Here is a 17,959-nt window from a genome sequence, read left to right as displayed (position 1 = left end):
GTCATTGATGGTAAAAAACGCTTTTTAGTATTTTTGTATTCCATCATTCAATGAGAGCGAGAGTTGTATTTCTCCAAAAATTCTTTTTTAAAACTCAAAAACCGCTTTTCTAAAATAGCGTTTCTGGCGTTTTTAACCAGCTCTAAATAAAAATGCAAATTGTGCAAGCTGGCTAAACGAGCGTAGGTGAGTTCTTTGGCCCTAAATAAATGGTGCAAATAGGCTTTAGAGTAGCGTTTGCAAGCATAACAAGCGCAATTTTCTTCAATAGGCGTATCATCCAATTTATAGGGTGCGTTTTTGATAGAAATTTTGCCAGAATGCGTGAAAAGGGTGGCGTTTCTGGCGTTTCTGGTGGGCATCACGCAATCAAACATGTCCACCCCCAAACTGATAGCGTCTATGATATTTTCAGGCGTGCCTACGCCCATTAAGTAGCGAGGCTTGTCTTTAGGGAGTAAGGGGGCGGTGTGTGCGATCGTTTCTAGCATTTCATCTACACTTTCCCCCACCGCTAAACCGCCTATCGCATAGCCATCAAAGCCCCCATGCGTTAATCCCACGCTAAGGCTGCGCATTTTCAAATGCGTCCCGCCCTGGATAATGGCAAAAAGGTTGTTGTTGGGGCGGTTTTTTTCTTTGTGGTATTCTAGGCTAAGATTCGCCCATTTAGCGCTTCTTTTAATGGATTCTTCAAGGCGTTTTAAGGGAGCGGGCAAGCCCACCAAATCGTCTAAAACCATCATAATATCGCTATTTAAAGAATATTGAATGTCCAAAACTTTAGCGGGCGTGAAGAAATGCTTGCTCCCATCAATATGGGATTTAAAAACAATCCCGTCTTCTTGCAATTTAACATTGCCGCTCAAACTAAAGGCTTGAAACCCTCCGCTATCGGTTAAAAAACTCCCCTGAAATTGAGCGAAACGATGCAAGCCTCCTAATTGTTCAACCACTTCCTCGCCCGGTCTTAAATACATGTGATAGGTGTTGGCTAAAATGAGTTTAGCGCCTAAAATTTCTTGCATATCCATAGCGTCTAAAGATTTGATACAGCCTTGCGTGCCTACGGGCATAAAAATGGGTGTCTCTACTTGAGAATGGGCTAAATTTAAAAGACCAGCTCGCGCGTTATCATCAATAGCTTGGAGTTGAAAATCCATTGTTTAAGCCTTAATCTTGGATATAATGGCGTAATCATTTTTTAGGAAGTTTGGAATTGAAAAAAATCGCCCTTATTTTAGATGGCATTGTAGCAAAAAATTTTTTAGACTTGGTGCTAAGGCATTATTCTAATCATAATTTTTATATAGTGGTTGTCAAAGATGAGAGCCTTATCCCTAAAAATTACCCGAGCACTTTCGCTTTTTATTGTTTTGATGCGACTTCTAGTTTTAGGCTCTTGCAAGTGTTAAACGATGAGGTGAGCGATGCGTTTTTAATCATACAAGATTTTAAAGAACAGCGCATCATCCATAAAATCATTCAGACCCATTTCAAACGCATGCGCGTGGTTTTGAGCGTGAAAAAAGATGGTGAAAAAGCTTTAGAAAATAATGGAGAAAATAAAGATGAAAAGCTTATTTTGATTGATGAATTTGAAGTTTTAGCCAATAAATTCATTTCTCGTTTGCCTAATATCCCTAGCACCCCTAGAGAGTTTGGGTTAGGCAAGGGCGAGATCATGGAAATTGATGTGCCTTTTGGGAGCGTTTTTGCTTACAGGCATATTGGCTCTATCAGGCAAAAAGAATACAAAATTGTAGGGCTTTATCGCAACGATGTTTTGTTGCTCTCCACTAAATCTTTGGTTATCCAACCACGAGACATTCTTTTAGTGGCGGGCAATCCGGAAATTTTAAACGCGGTGTATCATCAAGTCAAAAGCAATGTGGGGCAGTTCCCAGCCCCCTTTGGTAAGAGCATTTATTTATACATTGATATGCGCTTACAGAGCCGAAAAGCGATGATGCGCGATGTGTATCAAGCCTTGTTTTTGCACAAACATTTAAAGAGCTACAAGCTCTACATTCAGGTTTTACACCCCACTAGCCCTAAGTTTTACCATAAATTTTTAGCGCTAGAAACCGAAAGCATTGAAGTGAATTTTGATTTTTATGGGAAAAGTTTTATCCAAAAACTCCATGAAGACCACCAGAAAAAAATGGGCCTGATCGTGGTAGGCAGAGAGCTTTTTTTATCTAAAAAACACCGAAGAGCCTTGCATAAAACAGCCACCCCGGTTTATAAAACCAACACTTCCGGCTTGTCTAAAACCACTCAAAGCGTGGTGGTATTGAATGAAAGCTTGGATATTAATGAGGACATGTCTTCAGTGATTTTTGACGTGTCTATGCAGATGGATTTGGGCTTGTTGCTCTATGATTTTGACCCTAACAAGCGCTATAAAAACGAAATTGTCAATCATTATGAAAATTTAGCCAACGCGCTCAACCGCAAGATTGAGATTTTTCAAACCGATATTAGAAATCCTATCATGTATCTCAATTCTTTAAGAAATCCCATTTTGCATTTCATGCCTTTTGAAGAGTGCATCACGCACACGCGCTTTTGGTGGTTTTTATCCACTAAAGTGGAAAAATTAGCGTTTTTAAACGATGATAACCCTCAAATTTTTATCCCCATAGCGGAGTGAAAGAATGCAAGAAATTTTAATCCCTTTAAAAGAAAAAAGCTATAAAGTGTTTTTGGGGGAATTGCCCAAAATGGAATTGAAACAAAAAGCGCTCATCATTAGCGATAGCATCGTAGCCGGGTTGCATTTATCGTATTTATTAGAGCGCTTGAACGCCTTAGAAGTCAGAGTGTGCGTGATAGAGTCCGGGGAAAAATACAAGAATTTTCATTCATTAGAGCGCATCTTAAACAACGCCTTTGAAATGCAATTAAACCGCCATTCTTTAATGATAGCCCTTGGTGGGGGAGTGGTAAGCGATATGGTGGGGTTTGCGAGCAGTATTTATTTTAGGGGGATTGATTTTATTAATATCCCTACGACTTTACTTTCTCAAGTGGATGCGAGCGTGGGGGGGAAAACAGGGATCAATACGCCTTATGGCAAGAATTTAATCGGATCGTTCCACCAACCTAAAGCGGTTTATATTGATCTAGCTTTTTTAAAAACCCTTGAAAAAAGGGAATTTCAAGCAGGGGTGGCTGAAATCATTAAAATGGCGGTGTGTTTTAATAAAAATTTGGTAGAAAGATTGGAAACAAAGGATTTAAAAGATTGTTTAGAAGAAGTAATCTTTCAAAGCGTCAATATCAAAGCTCAAGTTATTATGCAAGATGAAAAAGAGCAAAATATCAGGGCTGGGTTGAATTATGGGCATACTTTTGGGCATGCGATAGAAAAAGAGACTGATTATGAGCGATTTTTGCATGGCGAAGCGATCGCTATTGGCATGCACATGGCGAATGATTTAGCCCTTTCTTTAGGCATGCTCACTCTAAAAGAATACGAACGCATAGAAAATTTATTGAAAAAATTTGGTTTGATATTCCATTACAAAATCACAGATATTCAAAAATTTTACGAACGCTTGTTTTTAGACAAAAAAAGCGAAAATAAGACGATCAAATTCATTCTGCCTAAAGGCGTTGGAGCGTTTGAGATTGCCTCTCATATCCCTAAAGAAACGATTTTAAAGGTGTTAGAAAAATGGCATTAAGGGTATTATTATTCTTTTGTTTTTTGTTTTTACAAGCAGAAGATAAAAGCCAAGAATTATTGTCCATACAAAAACAAATGGCTTTGGTGGATAAAAAACTCGCCAAAGACGATAACGTGTGGTTGAAAAAATTTGAAAACTATAAGATTTACAACCAAATTTATACCGAAAAAGAGAGCGTGAGGCAGGAGTTAAGGCGTTTAAAAAATAAAAAAAGCAAGGATTTATTAAAGATTAGCACTTTAGAGCACACCCTAAAGGCTTTAGAATCCCAGCAAAAAATGTTTGAAAGCTATGGGGTCAATCCTTTTAAGGATTTGATAGAGCGCCCCAATATCCCCAATATCCCTAATATCGCTAACCCTATTGCGATCATTGATGGCATTTCTTTCATTAAAAGCATGCATTTAAAGCATGAAAATCTTAAAAGAAACCAGACTGCTTTAGAAGAAGTTTTAAGGCTTTTAGATCAAAAACACCAGCTTTTAAATCAGTGGCACGCTTTGGATAAAAGCGCGAAATTAAGCGATGAAATTTATCAAACTCAAGCCAAACGCCTGGAATTGCAAGGGGCTCAAAACATTTTAAAAACCACGATCGGGATTTTCCAAAAAGACAGCGATGAGGCTATAAGCATTGTTAAATCTCAAGTTAAAAATCAGTTTTTTAAATTGATTTATGTGTTTTTAGCAGCCCTTTTGAGCGTGGTGTTTGCTTGGATCTTAAAAATCATTTCCAGTAAATACATTGAAAATAATGAGCGCGTCTATACCGTGAATAAAGCCATTAACTTCGTGAATGTGAGCGTGATCATTTTAATCTTTCTTTTTTCTTATTTAGAAAACGTTACTTACTTGGTCACGGTTTTAGGCTTTGCGAGCGCGGGCTTAGCGATCGCGATGAAAGATTTGTTCATGAGCTTGCTCGGGTGGTTTATTATTTTGATTGGAGGGAGCGTGCATGTGGGCGATAGGGTGCGTATCGCTAAGGGGACGGATATTTTTATTGGCGATGTGTTGGATATTTCTATGTTGCACATTACGATTTTAGAAGATGTAACCTTTACCACTTACACGAATAACAGGAGAGCGGGCCGAATTATCTTTGTGCCTAATAATTATATTTTCACCACCATGTTCGCGAATTACAGCCATTTTGGGATGAAAACGGTTTGGGATGGGGTGGATTTTTGCGTTACATTTGATTCTGATTTTAAAAAAGCTTCTAAAATTGCGCTCAATATCGCTACAGAATTGTCTAAAGAATACACGGATATTACCTATAAACAGCTCAATAAAATGCGCGACCGGTATTCTTTAAGGAGTTTGAGCGTGAAACCACGATGCTTTTTGATGCCTGAAAATAATGGGATAAAGATCTCGGTGTGGTATCAAACCAATTCGTATGCGACCATGTCTTTAAGGAGCAAGATTGTGGCTGAAATCGTTGAAGCTTTTTTGAAAGAAGAAAATATCCATATCGCTTATACGACCAGCAAGCTGCTTAAAGTGGATGCTGACGCCTTAGGCGATGGTTTTGGGAATAAAAGGGAACAAAAATGAAAAAAGTCTATTTCAAAACTTTTGGGTGCAGGACGAATCTTTTTGACACGCAAGTGATGGGCGAAAATTTGAAAGATTTTAGCGCGACTTTAGAAGAACAAGAAGCCGATATTATTGTGATCAATTCTTGCACCGTGACCAATGGGGCCGATAGCGCGGTAAGGAGTTACGCTAAAAAAATGGCGCGATTAAATAAAGAAGTGCTATTTACCGGCTGCGGGGTGAAAACCCAAGGCAAAGAGCTTTTTGAAAAAGGGTTTTTAAAGGGCGTTTTTGGGCATGACAATAAAGAAAAGATTAACGCGCTTTTACAAGAAAAAAAGCGTTTTTTTATAGACGACATTTTAGAAAACAAGCACTTAGACACCACGATGGTGAGCGAGTTTGTGGGAAAAACCAGGGCGTTTATCAAGATCCAAGAGGGCTGTGATTTTGATTGCAATTATTGCATTATCCCAAGCGTGAGAGGGAGGGCTAGGAGTTTTGAAGAGAGGAAAATTTTAGAGCAAGTGGGTCTTTTATGCTCTAAAGGGGTTCAAGAAGTGGTTTTAACCGGCACCAATGTGGGGAGCTATGGGAAAGATAGAGGAAGCAATATCGCAAGGTTGATTAAAAAATTAAGCCAGATTGCTGGATTAAAACGCATAAGGATTGGGAGCTTAGAGCCTAATCAAATCAACGATGAATTTTTAGAGCTTTTAGAAGAGGATTTTTTAGAAAAACATTTGCATATCGCTTTACAGCACAGCCATGATTTCATGCTAGAAAGGATGAACCGAAGAAACCGCACTAAAAGCGATAGGGAATTATTAGAGGCAATCGCTTCTAAGAATTTTGCTATTGGCACGGATTTTATTGTAGGGCATCCGGGCGAGAGCGGAAGCGTTTTTGAAAAAGCGTTTAAAAATTTAGAAAGCTTGCCTTTAACGCACATCCACCCTTTTATTTACAGCAAACGAAAAGACACCCCCTCTAGCTTGATGACTGATAGCGTGAGTTTAGAAGTTTCCAAAAAGCGTTTGAATGCGATCAAAGATTTGATTTTTCATAAAAATAAAGCGTTCAGGCAATTGCAACTCAAACTCAATACGCCCCTAAAAGCCTTAGTGGAAGCGCAAAAAGACGGCGAATTTAAAGCTTTAGATCAATTTTTCAACCCCATTAAAATCAAAAGCGATAAGCCTTTAAGGGCTAGTTTTTTAGAAATCAAAGAGTATGAAATTAAGGAGAGGGAAAATCATGCCGTTTTCTAAAAATTTAGAAAACCTCACCGCTCCCTTTAAACGCATCAAAAACCGCTCGCTTGTGTTGGCGTTAGGGTTTTTGATCCTTACTTTTTGCTTGCTTCTTTTTTTGGTTTTGAGCGATGTTTCTAGGCTCATATCGGGTAAGGACTTTTTCTATGTGATCCAATCCCACCCTAAGCAAACTCTAATTGAAGATGAAAATTATTTTTATGCCAATAAAGGACTTTATAAAACCAACAAAGAAGCCTTTTTAAGAGTTTATAAAATCCCAGAAAACATGCCCATAGAAAGACGAGAAAGTTTAAACAAGGTTTCTAAAATCTTTTTAGCGTTGCTTTTTTTCATTTCTAGCATGCTTTTTGGGATCTTTTGGCGCTTGCCTAAACGATTGGATACTAAAATGAGTTTAGAAAGCGCGCACAAAAACGAATTAGAAAACGCGTTCCAACGATACGATGCGCTAGGGGTGCGTTTTGAAGACATTGCAGGGGTGGATGAAGTCAAAGAAGAATTATTAGAAGTGATAGATTATTTAAAAAACCCTAAAAAATACCAGGATTTAGGGATTTTTCTCCCTAAAGGCGTGCTTTTAATCGGGCCTCCTGGAGTGGGGAAAACCATGATCGCTAAAGCCTTAGCGAGTGAAGCCAGAGTGCCGTTTTTTTATGAGAGCGGGAGCGCGTTTTCTCAAATTTATGTGGGGGCTGGGGCTAAAAAAGTGCATGAACTTTTCATGCACGCTAAAAGGCATGCCCCCTCTATTATTTTTATTGATGAAATTGACGCTTTGGGTAAGGCTAGGGGAGGGCATAGGAGCGATGAAAGAGAGGCCACGCTCAATCAGCTTTTAACCGAAATGGATGGGTTTTTACAAAACGATGAGGTGGTGGTGATAGGAGCGACTAACCAAATGGAAGTGATGGATGAAGCGCTATTAAGGAGCAAGCGTTTTGATCGGCGCATTTTCATTTCTTTACCGGATTTACTAGAAAGGCAGAGCATTTTAGAAAAGCTTTTAGAAAACAAAAAGCATGCGCTCAATTATCTTAAGATCGCTAAAATTTGCGTGGGTTTTAGCGGAGCGATGTTAGCGACTTTGATCAATGAAAGCGCTCTAAACGCCCTCAAACACCAACGAAACGAAATCACTGAGAGCGACATTTTAGAAGTGAAAGACAAGATCGCTTACGGCAAGAAAAAGCCCCAAACCTTAGACGAAAACCAAAAAGAATTAGTCGCTTTGTATCAAAGCGCGAAAGCCTTGAGCGCGTATTGGCTAGAAATTGAATTTGATAAAGCGCCATTATTAGGGGAATTTATCGCTTTTAATGAAAATAAAATCCATAGCGAAAGCGAGATTAAAAATTACATTAAAGTGTATTTGAGCGGGACGATTATTTTAGAGTTGCTCTATAAGGAGCGTTATAGTTTGTCTAAACAAGACTTGCAAAAAGCGAAATTTTTGAATGAATTTATGGCCAGCGAGCTTCTTTTAGCCCCTACAAAAGAGTCTTTGAGCGTTCTTTATGAAGAGCAATTGGAGTTTTTAAAACCCCAAGTAACGACTTGCAAGCGATTAAGCGTTCTACTATTAGAGCAAGAGTATTTAGAGTATTCTCATTTGTATGATTTGTTGAACGGGTGAAAATGCGTTTTTTTAGCGGTTTTGGGTTCATTAATGAAAGCGTTTTGTTTGAAGAGTGGCTTTTAAAAGGGGCTTATGATGTGTCAGGCTTTTCTATGGGGGCGATTAAGGCGATAGAATACGCTTATAATGAAATCTTACAACAGCGCCGCATCCATTCTTTGTTATTGTTTTCGCCTTGCATGTTAGCGCATAAGAGTTTGGCGTTCAAACGCTTGCAACTTTCTTCGTTTCAAAAAGATCCGCAAAATTACATGGATAACTTTTATCAAGCAGTGGGTTTGAACGCCCGATTGGAGCGTTTTAAAAAAGAGGGTTCTTTAGAAGAATTAGAATTTTTATTGAATTACAAGTATAGTGATCCTATAATTAGATTTTTATTAGAAAAAGGCGTGAAGATTGAAGTGTTTATCGGGTTAAAAGACAGGATCACTGACATTCAAGCCCTTTTAGAGTTTTTTACGCCATTAGTTCAAGTGTGGCAGTTTAAGGATTGTAACCATTTGTTGCAAAAATCTTAAAAAAGGTGGAAGATGAAAAAATTTGGTTTAGGGGTGTATTTGCTTCTTTTAGGCATTTTGGGCGGCTCTTTGATCATTCTAGGAGCGATAGTCGCGCCCATTGTTTTCAAAGCTTCAAGCATTTTACCTGAATTGAATCTGACTCCCTTTGAGAGCGGGAAACTCATGGCGCAAATCTTTGTGCGTTTCAATTATCTTTTGGGTGCGATGGGGTTTATAGTGTTGCTTTATGAAATCGTTTCGTTTATCTACTCTAAAAGATCGTTAGTGTATTTGATCCTTGGCGTGGCGATAGGGGCGTTGTGCTTGCTCTTTGTTTTTTATTACACGCCTTATATTTTAAACGCTCAAAAAGCAGGCGAAGCCGTGCTTCAAAGCACTGAATTTGCCCGCTTGCACACTCAAAGCGAATGGCTGTTTAAGGAATTGTTTGTGCTGGTGTGCGCTTTGTTTTTTTGGCGTTTGTTTGGGAAAAATGCGGTTTGATTAAAGGAGAGAGTTTTTAGTTACTATTTAGAGAAAAAGAAAGTAGCATTTAAATGAAGAAGTTTAAAAAGAAACCAAAAAAGATAACACGCAAGCAAAAAACCATTTTAAAGCGTCCCTTATGGCTCGCACCTTTATTGCTCGGTGGGTTTGCTAGTGGGGTGTATGCGAATGGAACGGATATTTTGGGGCTTAGTTGGGGGGAAAAAAGCCAAAGGGTATGCGTGTATCGTCCATGGTATGCTCTATGGAGTTGCGATAAATGGGAGGAAAAAACACAACAATACACAGGAAACCAACTCATCACAAAAACTTGGGCAGGGGGTAATGCGGCTAATTACTACCACACTCAAAACAACCAAGACATTACAGCCAATTTAAAAAATGATAACGGCACTTATTTTTTAAGCGGTCTGTATAACTACACCGGAGGGGAATATAATGGGGGGAATTTAAATATTGAATTAGGCAGTAACGCTACCTTTAATCTAGGTGCGAGTAGTGGGAATAGCTTCACTTCTTGGTATCCTAATGGGCATACTAATGTTACTTTTAGCGCTGGGACTATCAATGTGAATAACAGCGTAGAAGTGGGCAATCGTGTGGGATCGGGAGCTGGCACGCACACCGGCACAGCCACTTTAAACTTGAACGCTAATAAAGTCAATATCAATTCCAATATCAGCGCGTATAAAACTTCGCAAGTGAATATAGGCAATGCTAACAGCACCATTACCATTAATTCGGTTTCTTTAAGTGGGGATACTTGCAGTTCTTTAGCTAGCGTTGGGATAGGGGCTAATTGCTCCACTTCAGGGCCTAGCTATTCTTTTAAAGGGACGACTAACGCTACTAATACGGCTTTTAGCAATGCAAGCGGTAGTTTCACTTTTGAAGATAACGCCGCTTTTAGCGGGGCGAAATTAAATGGGGGGGCATTCACTTTCAATAAAGGATTTAGCGCTACCAATAATACCGCCTTTAATAGCGGTAGTTTTAATTTTAAAGGCGTAAGCTCTTTTAATGGTGCGAATTTCAACAACGCTACATACACTTTCAACAATCAAGCCACTTTCCAAAACAGCTCCTTTAATGGGGGGACTTTTACTTTTAATAACCAAACCAATCAAAGCGTTCAGCATCCCCAAATTGTGTTTGAAAACAGCTCTTTTAGTGGTGGCGCTACCACTCTTAAAGGCTTTGTGAATTTCCAGCAAGCCTTTAACAATTCAAACCACCAGCTAACAATCCAAAACGCTTCCTTTAATAACGCTACTTTCAACAATACCGGTAAAATCACTATAGAAAAAGATGCGAGTTTTAACAACACGACATTCAACACTTCTGTTGATACAAACAACATGAGTGTTACCGGTAGCGTTACTTTAAGCGGTAAGAATGACTTGAAAAATGGCTCAACCCTTGATTTTGGGAGTTCTAAAATCATTCTCACTCAAGGGACAACTTTCAACCTCACAAGTTTAGGCAGTGAGAAGAGCGTAACGATTTTAAATTCTAGCGGTGGGATCACTTATAGCGGTTTTTTAAATCATGCAATCAACAGCTTGACAAACGCCCTAAAAACGAGCGAAAGCCCTTCAGATCCGCAAAGTTTCACTCAAGGTTTGTGGGATATGATCACTTACAATGGGGTTACCGGGCAGCTTTTGAGCGGAAACGCTACAACATCTAAAAATACTGACTCTTCGCCCCCTAAATCCTCCTCAAACTCTACGCAAGTCTATCAAGTGGGCTACAAAATAGGGGATACTATCTACAAATTACAAGAAACTTTTAGCCCTAATTCCATTATTATCCAAGCTTTAGAGAGCGGGACTTACACGCCACCCCCTACAATCAGCGGATCACAATTTGACTTATCCGCTTCAAATTATATTAATGCTGACATGCCTTGGTATAACCATAAATATTACATCCCCAAATCCCAAAATTTTACAGAGAGCGGGACTTATTACTTGCCGAGCGTTCAAATATGGGGGAGCTACACCAACTCGTTTAAACAAACCTTTAGCGCGAATAATAGTAATCTGGTGATTGGGTATAACTCAACATGGACTGATCATAATGTTTCTTCTAGCGACACGGTGTCTTTTGGGGACACTTCAGGGAGCGCTCTTAATGGGCATTGCGGGCCTTGGCCCTATTACCAATGCACAGGCACGACTAACGGCACTTATAGCGCTTATCATGTGTATATCACAGCGAATCTGCGTTCTGGCAATCGTATAGGCACCGGTGGGGCAGCCAATCTGGTCTTTAATGGGGTAGATAGTATCAATATCGCTAACGCTAAGATCGAACAACATAACGCCGGGATTTATTCAAGCTCTATGACTTTTTCCACGCAAAGCATGGATAGTTCTTATAATTTGAATGGTCTAAATTCTAACGGCAAACTTTCCGTGTATGGCGCAACTTTCACTAACCAAGCCAAAGACGGGAAATTTATTTTCAATGCGGGGCAAGCGGTTTTTGAAAACACCAACTTTAATGGAGGGAGTTACCAATTCAGCGGCGATAGCTTGAATTTTTCAAATAACAACCAGTTCAATAGCGGTTCGTTTGAGATTAGTGCAAAAAACGCTTCGTTCAATAACGCTAACTTTAACTACAGCGCTTCTTTTAATTTCAATAATTCTAGCGCGACCACTTCGTTTATGGGGGATTTCACTAACGCTAATTCAAATTTGCAAATCGCTGGGAACGCTGTTTTTGGGAACTCTACTAATGGCTCTCAAAATACCGCTAATTTTAACAATACCGGTTCTGTCAATATTTCCGGGAATGCAACTTTTGATAATGTGGTATTTAACAGCCCTACGAATACAAGTGTGAAAGGGCAGGTTACTTTAAACAACATCACTTTAAAAAACCTGAACGCTCCTTTGTCTTTTGGCGATGGGAAAATTACTTTTAACGCTCATTCGGTGATTAATATTGGTGAAGCTATCACGAATGGCAACCCTATCACCCTTGTAAGCTCTTCTAAAGAAATTGAATACAACAACGCTTTCAGTAAAAATCTATGGCAGCTCATCAACTACCAAGGGCATGGGGCTAGCAGTGAAAAGCTCGTTTCTAGCGTGGGTAATGGCGTCTATGATGTGGTGTATTCTTTCAACAACCAAACCTACAATTTCCAAGAGATTTTTTCACCAAACAGCATTTCTATCCGGCGTTTGGGCGTTGGCATGGTGTTTGATTATATGGATATGGAAAAATCGGATCACTTATATTATCAAAACGCTCTCGGTTTTATGACCTACATGCCCAACAGCTATAACAATAATTTAGGGAATGCAAACAACACCATTTACTATTACGACAAGAGTATTGATTTTTATGCGAGCGGGAAAACCTCATTCACTAAGGCGGATTTTTCTCAAACATTCACCGGGCAAAACAGCGCGATCGTTTTTGGGGCTAAAAGCATATGGACGAGCTTAAGCGATGCACCGCAATCTAATGTGATCATCCGCTTTGGGGACAATAAGGGAGCAGGGAGTAATGATGCGAGCGGGCATTGCTGGAATTTGCAATGCATAGGCTTTATTACAGGGAATTATGAAGCGCAAAAGATTTACATTACCGCAAGCATTGAAAGCGGGAACCGCATTTCTAGCGGTGGGGGCGCGAGCCTTAATTTTAACGGGCTTCAAGGCATTCTTTTAACGAACGCGACTTTGTATAACCGCGCCGCTGGCACGCAAAGCTCGTCTATGAATTTTGTCTCTAACAGCGCGAACATTCAGGCTCAAAACTCCTATTTTATAGACGATACGGCGCAAAATGGCGGCAACCCTAATTTTAGTTTCAACGCTTTGAATCTGGATTTTTCTAACAGCTCTTTTAGAGGCTATGTGGGGAAAACGCAATCTGTTTTTAAATTCAATGCCAAGAATGCGATTAATTTCACCAACAGCACGAATTTAAGCTCTGGTTTGTATCAAATTTCAGCTAATAGCGTGTCGTTTAACAATTCCAATTTAAGCGTTTCAGTGGGGACAAGCAGTATTCAAGCTAGTGCGATCAATCTTTCTCAAAACGCTTCAATTAATGCGAGCAACCATTCAACCTTAGAGCTTCAAGGCGGTTTGAATTTAAACGACACCAGCTCGCTCAACCTCAACCAAAGCGCCATTAATGTTTCCAACAACGCCACGATCAACGATTATGCGAGCTTGATTGCGAGTAATGGCTCTCACCTTAATTTTAACGGAGCGGTTAATTTTAATTCAGCGAATATTACTACGAGTTTGAGTGATTCCTCTATCGTGTTTAAGGGAGCGAGCTCTTTAGGAGGGCAGTTTAATTTAAGCAATAACTCTTCTTTAGATTTTCAAGGCTCTAGCACTATTGCCTCTAACACGGCGTTTAATTTCTATGATAACGCTTTTTCTCAAAGCCCCATCACTTTCCATCAAGCCCTTGATATTAAAGCACCCTTAAGTTTGGGAGGCAACCTCTTAAACCCTAACAATAACAGCGTGCTGAATTTGAAAAACAGCCAGCTTGTTTTTAGCGATCAAGGGAGTTTGAATATCGCTAACATTGATTTACTAAGCGATCTAAACGATAATAAAAATCGTGTGTATAATATCATTCAAGCGGGTATGAGTAGTAATTGGTATGAGCGTATCAGCTTCTTTGGCATGCGCATCAATGATGGGGTCTATAACGCTATCAACCAAACTTATAGTTTCACTAACCCCCTTAATAACGCCCTAAAAATCACCGAGAGTTTTAAAGACAACCAACTAAGCGTTACGCTCTCTCAAATCCCAGGTATTAAAAACACGCTTTATAGCATTGGCTCTGAAATCTTTAACTACCAAAAAGTCTATAACAACGCTAATGGCGTGTATTCTTATAGCGATGATGCACAAGGCGTGTTTTACCTCACAAGCAATGTGAAAGGCTATTATGACCCTAATCAATCCTATCAAGCTAACGGTAACAATAACACCATCATAAACAATAATATCAGCTCGGATTCTTCTGTCATTTCGCAAACCTATAACGCGCAAGGCAACCCTATTAGCGCGTTACACATCTATAACAAGGGCTATAATTTCAATAATATCAAAGCGTTAGGGCAAATGGCACTCAAACTCTACCCTGAAATCAAAAAGATATTAGGGAATGATTTTTCGCTTTCAAGTTTGAGCAATTTAAATTCTAACGCATTAAACCAGCTCACCAAACTCATCACGCCTAGCGATTGGAAAAACATTAACGAGTTTATTGATAACGCAAACAATTCGGTTGTGCAAAATTTCAATAACGGCGCTTTGATTATAGGAGCGACTCAAATAGGGCAAACAGACACCAATAGCGCGGTGGTTTTTGGGGGCTTGGGCTATCAAACACCTTGCGATTACACCGACATTGTGTGCCAAAAATTTAGAGGCACTTATTTAGGGCAGCTTTTGGAGTCCAGCTCGGCTGATTTGGGCTATATTGACACGACTTTTAACGCTAAAGAAATTTATCTTACCGGCACTTTAGGGAGCGGGAACGCATGGGGGACTGGGGGGAGTGCTAGCGTAACTTTTAACAGCCAAACTTCGCTCATTCTCAACCAGGCTAATATCGTAAGCTCACAAACCGATGGGATTTTTAGCATGCTAGGCCAAGAGGGAATTAATAAGGTTTTCAATCAAGCTGGGCTCGCTAATATTTTGGGCGAAGTGGCGGTGCAATCCATTAATAAAGCCGGGGGATTAGGGAATTTGATAGTAAATACGCTAGGGAGTGGTAGCGTGATTGGGGGGTATTTAACGCCTGAACAAAAAAATCAAACCCTAAGCCAGCTTTTGGGGCAGAATAACTTTGATAACCTCATGAATGATAGCGGTTTGAATACGGCGATTAAGGATTTGATCAGACAGAAATTAGGCTTTTGGACCGGGTTAGTGGGGGGGTTAGCTGGACTAGGGGGCATTGATTTGCAAAACCCTGAAAAGCTTATAGGGAGCATGTCCATCAATGATTTATTGAGTAAAAAAGGGTTGTTCAATCAGATCACTGGCTTTATTTCTGCTAACGATATAGGGCAAGTCATAAGCGTGGTGTTGCAAGATATTGTCAAACCGAGTAAGGCTTTACAAAACGATGTAGCGGCTTTAGGCAAACAAATGATTGGCGAATTTTTAGGCCAAGACACGCTCAATTCTTTAGAAAGCTTGCTGCAAAACCAGCAGATTAAAAGCGTTTTAGACAAAGTCCTAGCGGCTAAAGGCTTAGGGTCTGTTTATGAGCAAGGCTTGGGGGATTTGATCCCTAGTCTTGGTAAAAAGGGGATTTTCGCTCCCTATGGCTTGAGTCAAGTGTGGCAAAAAGGGGATTTTAGTTTCAACGCGCAAGGCAATGTTTTTGTGCAAAATTCCACTTTCTCTAACGCCAATGGAGGCACGCTCAGTTTTAACGCAGGAAATTCGCTCATTTTTGCCGGAAATAATCATATCGCTTTCACTAACCACGCTGGAACGCTTCAATTATTGTCTAATCAAGTTTCTAACATTAACATCACCACGCTTAACGCGAGCAACGGCCTTAAGATTAACGCCGCTAATAACAATGTTTCCGTGTCTCAAGGCGATCTTTTTATCAACGCTAGTTGCACGCAACAAAGCGATCCAACTGCAGCTAACGCTACAAACCCTTGCACGCTTAACGCTAGCGTTAATGACTCTTCTTCTAGCAATGCGTCAAATAACGCGCCAATCGCCTTGAACAATAACGATGAGAGCTTGATGGTTACGGCGAATGATTTCAATTTTTCAGGCAATATTTACGCTAATGGGGTGGTTGATTTTTCAAAGATTAAAGGCTCTGCCAACATTAAAAACCTGTATCTTTACAATAACGCCCAATTCCAAGCCAACAATCTCACGATTTCCAACCAAGCGGTGTTAGAGAAAAACGCTAGCTTTGTAACGAATAACTTAAACATTCAAGGAGCGTTTAACAACAACGCCACGCAAAAAATAGAGGCGCTTCAAAATTTAGTAATCGCTTCAAACGCTTCTTTAAGCACCGGGATTTATGGGCTAGAAGTGGGGGGGACCTTGAATCATTTTGGAACGATTAATTTCAATTTAGAAAATTCTCAAACGCCTGCAATGCCGCTCATTCAAGCAGAGGGGATCATCAATCTCAACACCGCCCAAACGCCTTTTATAAATGTCAATAACAGCATGGCCAATAACACGACTTACACTTTATTAAAAAGCAGCCGTTACATTGATTACAATATCAATCCTAATAGCTTGCAATCGTATTTAAAGCTCTATACCTTAATCAATATCAACGGAAACCACATAGAAGAAAAAAACGGCGTATTGACTTATTTGGGCCAACGGGTTTTATTACAAGATAAGGGGTTATTATTAAGCGTAGCGCTGCCTGACTCAAACAACGCTTCTCAAAACAACATTTTAAGCCTTTCTGTTCTTCATGATCAGATTAAAATGTCTTACGGCAACAAGATCATGGACTTTACCCCGCCTACTTTACAAGATTACATTGTAGGCATTCAAGGGCAAAGCGCGCTCAATCAAATTGAGGCTGTTGGGGGGAATAGCGCTATCAAGTGGCTTTCAACATTGATGATGGAAACGAAAGAAAACCCGCTTTTTGCACCGATTTATTTAGAAAACCACTCTTTGAATGAAATCTTAGGCGTAACAAAAGATCTTCAAAACACCGCGAGCTTGATTTCTAACCCTAATTTTAGGGATAACGCTACCAACCTTTTAGAATTGGCGAGTTACACCCAACAAACCAGCCGTTTGACCAAACTCTCTGATTTCAGGACTAGAGAGGGAGAGTCTGCTTTTTCTGAGCGCTTGTTAGAGCTTAAAAACAAGCGTTTTAGCGATCCTAACCCTGGAGAGGTTTTTGTCAAATACTCTCAACCTAGCAAACACCCAAATAACCTTTGGGTTCAAGGGATTGGGGGAGCGAGCTTTATTGCTGGAGGCAATGGCACGCTTTATGGCTTGAATGCGGGCTATGATCGGTTGGTTAAAAATGTGATCCTTGGGGGTTATGTGGCTTATGGCTATAGCGGCTTTAATGGGAATATCATGCATTCTTTAGGTAATAATGTGGATGTGGGGATGTATGCGAGAGCGTTTTTAAAAAGAAACGAATTCACTTTGAGCGCGAATGAAACTTATGGAGGCAATGCAAATAATATCAATTCTTCTAATCCCTTGCTTTCTGTAATCAACCAACGCTACCATTATAGCACTTGGACAACGAGCGTGAACGGGAATTACGGCTATGATTTCATGTTCAAACAAAAAAGCGTGGTGTTAAAGCCTCAAGTGGGCGTGAGCTATCATTTCATAGGCTTGAGCGGGATGAAAGGCAAAATGAATGATGCCGCTTACAAACAATTTCTCATGCATTCAAACCCCTCTAACGAATCGGTTTTAACGCTCAACATGGGGTTGGAGAGCCGTAAGTATTTTGGTCAAAATTCCTATTATTTTGTAACGGCGAGATTGGGTAGGGATCTTTTGATCAAATCTAAAGGCGGCAATACGGTGCGTTTTGTGGGCGAAAACGCTTTATTGTATCGCAAGGGGGAAGTTTTCAATACTTTTGCGAGCGTGGTTACAGGGGGTGAGATGCATTTGTGGCGTTTGGTGTATGTGAATGCGGGGGTGGGGCTTAAGATGGGCTTGCAATACCAAGATATTAATATAACTGGGAACGTGGGCATGCGAGTGGCGTTTTAGCTTTTTTGCTATAATGCTTCGTTCAAATTTTATGG

General features: G+C 40.0%; 9 protein-coding genes. 8 read left to right on the top strand and 1 reads right to left on the bottom strand.

The genetic code is table 11. The features are described 5' to 3' along the window. Nucleotides 1-47: 47 nt before the first annotated feature. Complete coding sequence (tgt, locus tag EAL87_RS02440) at nucleotides 48-1,163, bottom strand: tRNA guanosine(34) transglycosylase Tgt (protein WP_120912829.1); 1,116 nt, start codon at nucleotides 1,161-1,163, stop codon at nucleotides 48-50. A 56-nt stretch (nucleotides 1,164-1,219) separates the two neighbouring features. Between tgt and EAL87_RS02435 the strand changes: the two genes are divergently transcribed. Genes EAL87_RS02435 through imaA form a run of 8 tightly spaced genes read left to right on the top strand, consistent with a single transcriptional unit; the run spans nucleotide 1,220 to nucleotide 17,924 of the window. Continuing rightward, nucleotides 1,220-2,656, top strand: coding sequence for a COG3400 family protein (locus EAL87_RS02435; RefSeq protein ID WP_162972538.1), 1,437 nt, complete (start codon nucleotides 1,220-1,222; stop codon nucleotides 2,654-2,656). 4 nt (nucleotides 2,657-2,660) lie between these two features. Next, entirely contained in the window at nucleotides 2,661-3,692 is a 1,032-nt protein-coding gene (aroB, locus tag EAL87_RS02430) for a 3-dehydroquinate synthase (protein ID WP_120912827.1), read from the top strand. After that, nucleotides 3,683-5,254: a mechanosensitive ion channel family protein gene (locus EAL87_RS02425; RefSeq protein ID WP_120912826.1), complete on the top strand. Its 1,572-nt coding sequence runs from the start codon at nucleotides 3,683-3,685 to the stop codon at nucleotides 5,252-5,254. The genes aroB and EAL87_RS02425 overlap by 10 nt, the downstream gene beginning before the upstream one ends. After that, a complete protein-coding gene (gene mtaB, locus EAL87_RS02420) occupies nucleotides 5,251-6,507 on the top strand; it encodes a tRNA (N(6)-L-threonylcarbamoyladenosine(37)-C(2))-methylthiotransferase MtaB (RefSeq protein WP_120912825.1) in 1,257 nt (418 codons plus the stop codon). The genes EAL87_RS02425 and mtaB overlap by 4 nt, the downstream gene beginning before the upstream one ends. Beyond that, a complete protein-coding gene (locus EAL87_RS02415) occupies nucleotides 6,494-8,146 on the top strand; it encodes an AAA family ATPase (RefSeq protein ID WP_120912824.1) in 1,653 nt (550 codons plus the stop codon). The genes mtaB and EAL87_RS02415 overlap by 14 nt, the downstream gene beginning before the upstream one ends. 2 nt (nucleotides 8,147-8,148) lie before the next feature. Then, a complete protein-coding gene (bioV, locus tag EAL87_RS02410) occupies nucleotides 8,149-8,667 on the top strand; it encodes a pimelyl-ACP methyl ester esterase BioV (protein WP_120912823.1) in 519 nt (172 codons plus the stop codon). Between the two features lie 12 nt (nucleotides 8,668-8,679). Next, nucleotides 8,680-9,153: a DUF4149 domain-containing protein gene (locus EAL87_RS02405; protein WP_120912822.1), complete on the top strand. Its 474-nt coding sequence runs from the start codon at nucleotides 8,680-8,682 to the stop codon at nucleotides 9,151-9,153. A 53-nt stretch (nucleotides 9,154-9,206) separates the two neighbouring features. Further along, a complete protein-coding gene (imaA, locus tag EAL87_RS02400) occupies nucleotides 9,207-17,924 on the top strand; it encodes an immunomodulatory autotransporter protein ImaA (RefSeq protein WP_120912821.1) in 8,718 nt (2,905 codons plus the stop codon). The last annotated feature ends 35 nt before the right edge of the window (nucleotides 17,925-17,959 follow it).

Origin of the sequence: Helicobacter pylori (assembly GCF_003636935.1) — a bacterium.
GTDB classification, from domain to species: domain Bacteria; phylum Campylobacterota; class Campylobacteria; order Campylobacterales; family Helicobacteraceae; genus Helicobacter; species Helicobacter pylori_CH.
Note: the sequence above shows the minus strand (reverse complement) of the source record. Positions and strands in the feature narration are given on the sequence as shown.